At 69.7% G+C, this 6,034-nt stretch carries 7 protein-coding genes; 6 read left to right on the forward strand and 1 reads right to left on the reverse strand.

The window, feature by feature from the left end:
* Positions 1-79: 79 nt before the first annotated feature.
* Positions 80-940: a sigma-70 family RNA polymerase sigma factor gene (locus Plo01_RS39575; RefSeq protein WP_203895953.1), complete on the reverse strand. Its 861-nt coding sequence runs from the start codon at positions 938-940 to the stop codon at positions 80-82.
* 260 nt (positions 941-1,200) lie between these two features.
* Here Plo01_RS39575 and Plo01_RS39580 point away from each other — a divergent pair, with 260 nt between their 5' ends.
* The 6 genes from Plo01_RS39580 to Plo01_RS39605 form a co-directional block, all read left to right on the forward strand.
* The gene (locus Plo01_RS39580; RefSeq protein ID WP_203895954.1) at positions 1,201-1,683 is read left to right on the forward strand and encodes a flagellar protein FlgN; all 483 of its coding nucleotides are present in this window, start codon (positions 1,201-1,203) and stop codon (positions 1,681-1,683) included.
* On the forward strand, positions 1,684-3,114 hold the full coding sequence (flgK, locus tag Plo01_RS39585) for a flagellar hook-associated protein FlgK (protein WP_203895955.1): 1,431 nt from the start codon (positions 1,684-1,686) through the stop codon (positions 3,112-3,114).
* Between the two features lie 6 nt (positions 3,115-3,120).
* On the forward strand, positions 3,121-4,011 hold the full coding sequence (gene flgL / locus Plo01_RS39590; RefSeq protein WP_203895956.1) for a flagellar hook-associated protein FlgL: 891 nt from the start codon (positions 3,121-3,123) through the stop codon (positions 4,009-4,011).
* Between the two features lie 20 nt (positions 4,012-4,031).
* On the forward strand, positions 4,032-4,457 hold the full coding sequence (gene fliW / locus Plo01_RS39595; protein ID WP_203895957.1) for a flagellar assembly protein FliW: 426 nt from the start codon (positions 4,032-4,034) through the stop codon (positions 4,455-4,457).
* Between the two features lie 55 nt (positions 4,458-4,512).
* Positions 4,513-4,794: a carbon storage regulator CsrA gene (csrA, locus tag Plo01_RS41205; RefSeq protein ID WP_444980783.1), complete on the forward strand. Its 282-nt coding sequence runs from the start codon at positions 4,513-4,515 to the stop codon at positions 4,792-4,794.
* 303 nt (positions 4,795-5,097) lie between these two features.
* A partial coding sequence (locus Plo01_RS39605) for a hypothetical protein (protein WP_203895959.1) occupies positions 5,098-6,034 on the forward strand: 937 nt, incomplete at its 3' end.

The following is a 6,034-nucleotide window of genomic DNA, read 5'->3' on the forward strand; positions in this document are numbered from 1 at the left end:
CTTCAGATTTCTTCCGAGCGGGTGCTCTCAGGTGCCGTACGGCGGGCGTGTGAGGCCCGCGCCGTGCGGGGATCGAGGCTCAGGCGGTGCGCGCGACCTTGGTGCCGAGCAGGTCGGTCATGGACAGGCGGCTGCGCAGGTCGCCCTTGGCGGAGATCTCGGCGTAGTAGGCGGCGCGACGCTTGGCGACGCAGCCGTCGGGGCGCTGCGGGGCGGCGACCATCTCGGGGGCGAGCTGGGAGTTCATGCCGTCGCGGAGCAGGACCAGGGCCTCGGCGCGCAGCTGGGAGACGCGGGACTCGGTCACACCGAGCTCGTCGGCGATCTCGGCCATCGGGCGCTCCTCGAGGAAGTAGCGGGTGACGACCAGGCGCAGGCGCTGGGGCAGGGACTCGATGGCGTGGGAGAGGTAGCCCAGGCGCTCGCGGTGCAGCAGCAGCTCCTCGGGGCCGGCGGTCTGCTCCTGGACCATGTCCTCGGCGGTGCCGGGGGCGAAGCCCTGCAGGCTCAGGACGACGGCGCGCTGCACGTCCTCCTCGATGGACTCGACCTCGTCCTCGGCGACGCCCAGGGCGTTGGCGAGCTCGCGGTTGGTCGGGGTGCGGCCCAGCGCGCCGCTGAGCTCCTGGCGGACCGAGTCGAGCTGGCGGGCCCGGCTGCGCACCGAACGGCTGGCCCAGTCGAGGCCGCGCAGCTCGTCGACGAGGGCGCCGCGGATGCGGACGGCGGCGAAGCGGCCGAACGGGGTGCCGCGGCTCGCGTCGAAGGAGTGGGCGGCGGCGGCCAGGGCGGCCAGGCCGGCGGAGGTGAGGTCGTCGCGGTTCACGTGGGAGGGAACGCGCATCAGGGTCTCGCGGACGATGTGGCCCACGAGCGGGAGGTGCTCGCGGACAAGAGCGTCGATGTCGCGGCTGATGGCAGTCGTACCCTGAGTCCTCACGGTGGCCCTTTCGATGTGACGGGAAGGTCCTGCCGGCTCCGTTCGGTGCCGACAGGAACTAGAAAACAGTCACAAAGAGGTAGGAACCGGTTGCTTTCGGTTGCCGTACGGTTGCGAAAGCTCACTTCTCGTCATCGGTCCGGCACAGCGCGTCATAGTCCCGATGCCGCCGGGGAAGTTCTCAGGCCGGGGAGCCCGCTGCCGAATATGCGGGGGAAGCGCGCCGTCGAGGCGTACCGACGACTGTGAAGGCGGGACGGATGAGCTTGGCCGATCTGTCGAGCACGCTGTGGCGGATCCGCGAGATGATGGATCTGCTGCTGTTCAAGCTCGAAGAGGAGCAACTCGTACTGGCCGCAGGCAAGACCCGCTGGCTGCCGCACGCCACCCGCGAGGTGGAGATGGTGCTCGAGCAGATCCGCAAGACCGAGGTCCTTCGCGCGGCCCAGGTGGACGCCGTCGCCGACGAGCTGGGGCTGCCGCCCGCCCCCAGCCTGCAGGCGCTCGCCGCCGCGGCCGGAGCACCCTGGAGCGACCTGTTCCTGCAGCACCGCAATGCGTTCCTGACCCTGACCGCGGAGATCAGCGCGATCGCCGAGGCGAACAAGGAACTGCTCACCACCGGAGCACGGGCGGTCCAGGAGGCGCTGATGAACGTCACGGGCTCCGTGACGACCTACAGCCGCTCCGGGGAGACCGTCGGCGCCGGCCGTTCCTCGCGACTTGTCAATGAGGCGATGTAATTGAGCACCTTCTCCGGAATCTCCACCTCACTCAGCGCCCTGTACGCCCAGCGGCAGGCGCTCGACGTGGCGGGGCAGAACGTCGCCAACGCCAACACCGAGGGCTACAGCCGCCAGCGCGTCGAACTGAACTCCGTGGGCGGCGTGGTCACCCCGGCCATGTACTCCGTCACCGACGGCCTGGGCAACGGCGTCACCGCCGCCGGCGTCGTCCGGATGCGGGACGAGTTCCTGGAGTCCCGCGGCCAGATCGAGCACGCGAAGCTCGCCTACCTGTCGGGCCAGGAGGAGATCCACGGCCGCGTCGAGGAAGTCTTCGGCGAGCCCAGCGACACCGGCATCCAGTCCCAGCTCTCCGGTTACTGGAACTCCTGGCACGACGTGGTCAACCAGCCCGGCGGCCCGACCGGCAACGCGGCCCGCGCGCAGCTCCTGCAGGAGGGCGCCACCGTCGCCGACAGCCTGCGCAGCGCGAACGACACCCTCGAGTCGCTGTGGAACAGCACCGCCGAGCAGCTCGACTCCCTGGTCACCGAGGTGAACACCGCGGCCGACACCGTCGCCCAGCTCAACCAGGCGATCGTGCGCGCCACCGCCGCAGGCCTGCCGGCCAGCGAGATGCAGGACAAGCGCGACGCCATGGTGCTGCGGCTGGCCGAGCTCACCGGCTCGACCTCCAAGGCCATGCCCAACGGGGCGGTGGACGTCACCGTCGGCGGCATCAAGCTGGTCGAGGGGCCGACCTCCAGGGCGCTGCAGGTCATCGGCGCCGGCACCCTCCGGGACGCCACGGCCAACCCGGTCGCCCTGCGCTGGCAGGGCACCACGACCGACGCCACCCTCGCCTCCGGCCAGCTCGCCTCGTCGCTGAACTCGCTCAACGTGGTCCTGCCGGAGTACTCCGCCAAGCTGGACCAGGTGGCGCAGAAGCTGGCCGGCACGGTCAACACCCAGCACGCCCGCGGCTACGACCTCAACGGCGACGCGGGGACGGCCTTCTTCGTCTCCGAGGACGGCGGCCCGATCACCGCCGCGTCGATCAAGGTGGGCATCACCGAGCCGTCGAAGATCGCTGCCTCGTCCGTGCCTCCGACGATCGACCCCATGACCGGGGCGAAGAAGGGCAACCTGGACGCCGGCAACGCCGACATCCTGGCGACTTCCTCCACGTCCGCAACCGGCCCCGACACCTACTACCGCGAGGTGGTCACCGGTCTCGGCGTCGCCTCCCAGGCCGCGCAGCGCCGTACGTCCATCCAGAACGTCGTCACGCAGAACAACGACTCCCAGCGCCTGTCCCAGTCCGGGGTCAGCCTGGACGAAGAGATGGCGAACATGATCCTCTACCAGCGCGCCTACCAGGCCGCCTCGAAGATGATCTCGACCATCGACTCGACCTTCGACTCCCTCTTCAGCATGATCCGGGGCTGATGACATATGACGTACATGCGCGTGACCGAGAGCTCGATCACCAACAAGGTTCTCAACAACCTGCAGAACAACATCAACAGGATGGGCGACATCCAGAACCGGCTCTCCGGCGGCAAGCAGCTCTCGCGGCCGTCGGACTCGCCCTCCGGGACGACGTCGGCGCTGTCCCTGCGCAGTGACATCCGCACGCAGGAGCAGTACACCCGCAACGCCGAAGACGGCATGGGCTGGCTCAACACCATCGACACCGCGCTGACCAGCGCGAGCACCCAGGTGAACCGGGCCAGGGAGCTGGTGCTGCAGGGCATGTCCTCCGGTACGGCCGGCTCCTCGACCGCACGTGTCGCGGTGGCCTCCGAGGTCGAGAACATCCGGGCCTCGCTGATCGGCGTCGCCAACAGCACCTACCTGGGCCGGCCCGTCTTCGGCGGCGCCGCGTCCGGATCTCTGGCCTACAACGCCGACGGCACCTACAACGGCCAGGGCGGCGACGTGATGCGCACGATCGGCGACAACACCAAGATCGCCGTCAACTCCAACGGCGAGCAGGCGTTCGGCGCCGGCAACACCCAGCTCTTCAATGTTCTGGCCGACATCGCCGACCACCTCGAGAACGACCCGTCCCAGCTCGGCAACGACCTCACCCGGCTCGACACGGCCATTTCGAAGCTGCAGACCGAGATCGCCGACGTCGGTTCCCGGACCAACCGCGTGTCGCAGATGCGCGACGCGGCCGAGTCCAGGATCGTCAGTCTCAAGACCCAGCTGTCGGACATCGAAGACATCGACCTGCCCATGACGATCACCGAGCTGACCCTGCAGCAGACCGCCTACCAGGCGGCGCTCGCGGCGACGGCCAAGGTGGTCCAGCCCTCACTCGTGGACTTCCTGAAATGATCACTCTTAAGGACCGCCCGATGAACGCAGAGGCCGCGGCCCCGGCGAACGCCGACACCGACGAGATGCCCGCGATCGAGCTCGTCTGCCCCATGCCCGGCTTCGCCGAGCACCGCCGGTTCGTGCTCGTCCGGATGGACGACGCCGGCGTTCTGTTCTCCATGCGCTCCCTGGAGAACCCGGACCTGCGTTTCCTCGTCATCGCGCCGAACCCGTTCTTCCCGGGGTACGAGCCCGAGATCGAGGAGGAGACCCTGGCGATGCTGGGCGCGGCCGGGACCTCGGACCTGCTCGTGCTGCTCGTCGTCACCGCTCCGGGCTCCATCGCCGAGGCGACCGCCAACCTGATGGCCCCCATCGTGGTCGACACCACCACCCGCCGCGCCATCCAGACCGTGCTCACCGGTTCCGACCTTCCGGTCCGGGCTCCCCTGGTATCGGCCTGACGTCGGTTAGGCTGCCGGTACGTCCCCCCGGACAAAAAGGAGCTGGACGTTGCTGGTGCTGACCCGTCGGTCGGGGGAGAGTCTGATGATCGGTGACGACGTCGTCGTCACCGTGCTCGATGTGCGCGGGGACGTGGTCCGGATCGGCATCCGGGCGCCGCGTTCCGTCCCCGTGCACCGCGAGGAGATCTTCCGCGAGCTGCAGGCCGCCAACCGTGAGGCCGCCTCGCCGAGCGAGGACGCCCTGATGGCGCTGCGCCGCATGCTGCGGCCCGGCGACGGATCGGACAACCAGCCCAGCGGATCGGACACCCGGCCCAACGGATCGGACGCCTGACCGGTCGGATCGCCCCGGCCCGGCCGGAGACCCGGTCCGGCGGATCGGACACCCGGCCCGATGGACGTCGGGCCACGTCCGAGCCGTAGGCCACTATCCGGACACAGTATCGAAGCCGCCCTTTGACATGCCCGTTTCCCGGGGATCACCCCTGATGGGACGGGCTGACCCGGGCACGGGCGGTCCTGCCATCCAATTGGTAAGAAATGACCTATTTCTGACGATTTACCAGGCAGAGCAGAGGAAGAGGCCGACTCCGCATCCGACCGCACGGCCCGGCCCACGGCCGATCCAGAGAAGAGCATGAGCCAGACAGCGCCCGGGATGAGCCCCGCCGTCGGTTCCCGCCCCGAGCGGAAGCCGTACGGCTGGCTGGTGTTCCTTGCCCTGGGCGGCCTGGTCGCCCTCAGCGGCCCCGCCGTCGCGGCCGTCTCCCCGTTTCTCGACGCCCTGCTCTGGAGCGGCCTGCAGGGAGCGGCGACGCTGGCCGTCCTGTTCGGGATCCGCCGCTACCGGCTGGGCCGGCTCCGGTCGTGGCGGCTGATCGGCCTGGGCATCGTGACGGCCTGGCTGGCCAACACCGTGGGCTGGTCCCTCGGCTGGATCTGGCTGAAGAGCCAGACCCTGCTCACCGTCTACCAGGTCGGCACCCTGGTCGGATACGCCCTGCTGCTGACCGCCCTGATCCTGATGAGCGCCAGGGTCGGCGCCTCCCGCTGGACGGGCCTGCTGGACTCGGGGATCATCACCGTCGGCGTGGCCATGCCGTTCTGGACCTTCGTCATCGACCCCGCCATCGACCTCGGCGTCCACAGCGGCTCGGATCTCACCTACGCGCTGATCACCCCCTTCGTGGACCTGATCGTCATGGGCATGGTGGCGCGGCTCCTGTTCGACAGCGGGCGGCCGCCGTGGCTGCTGCTGCTGGCCGCCTCCTTCGCGGCCATCTTCGTGGCCGACGGCGCCTACCTGCTCGACCAGGCGGCGGGCAGCGCGCAGACCAGCGCCGTGGCGACGATCGGCTGGCTGGCCTGGTCCGTCCTGATCGGCGCGGCCGCCCTGCACCCCAGCGTGGCGCGCTCGGCCGAGCTCCGGGCCGTGCCCACCGCCGACCGGAGCCGGGTGACGCTGTTCCTGGCGCTGGCGCTGATCAGCCCGCTGGTCTCCAGCCTGGGCCGGCCCTTCGTCGACACGGAGTCCCAGCCGCACGACGACATGGCGATCATGGCGTGGACGGTGG

Source organism: Planobispora longispora (assembly GCF_016863135.1).
Taxonomy (GTDB): domain Bacteria; phylum Actinomycetota; class Actinomycetes; order Streptosporangiales; family Streptosporangiaceae; genus Planobispora; species Planobispora longispora.

Excerpts from the sequence above, each read along its gene's own strand:
- fliW (WP_203895957.1), top strand. The coding sequence starts at position 4,032 with ATGAACGCAGAGGCCGCGGCCCCGGCGAACGCCGACACCGACGAGATG.
- Plo01_RS39580 (WP_203895954.1), top strand. The coding sequence starts at position 1,201 with ATGAGCTTGGCCGATCTGTCGAGCACGCTGTGGCGGATCCGCGAGATG.
- flgL (WP_203895956.1), top strand. The coding sequence starts at position 3,121 with ATGACGTACATGCGCGTGACCGAGAGCTCGATCACCAACAAGGTTCTC.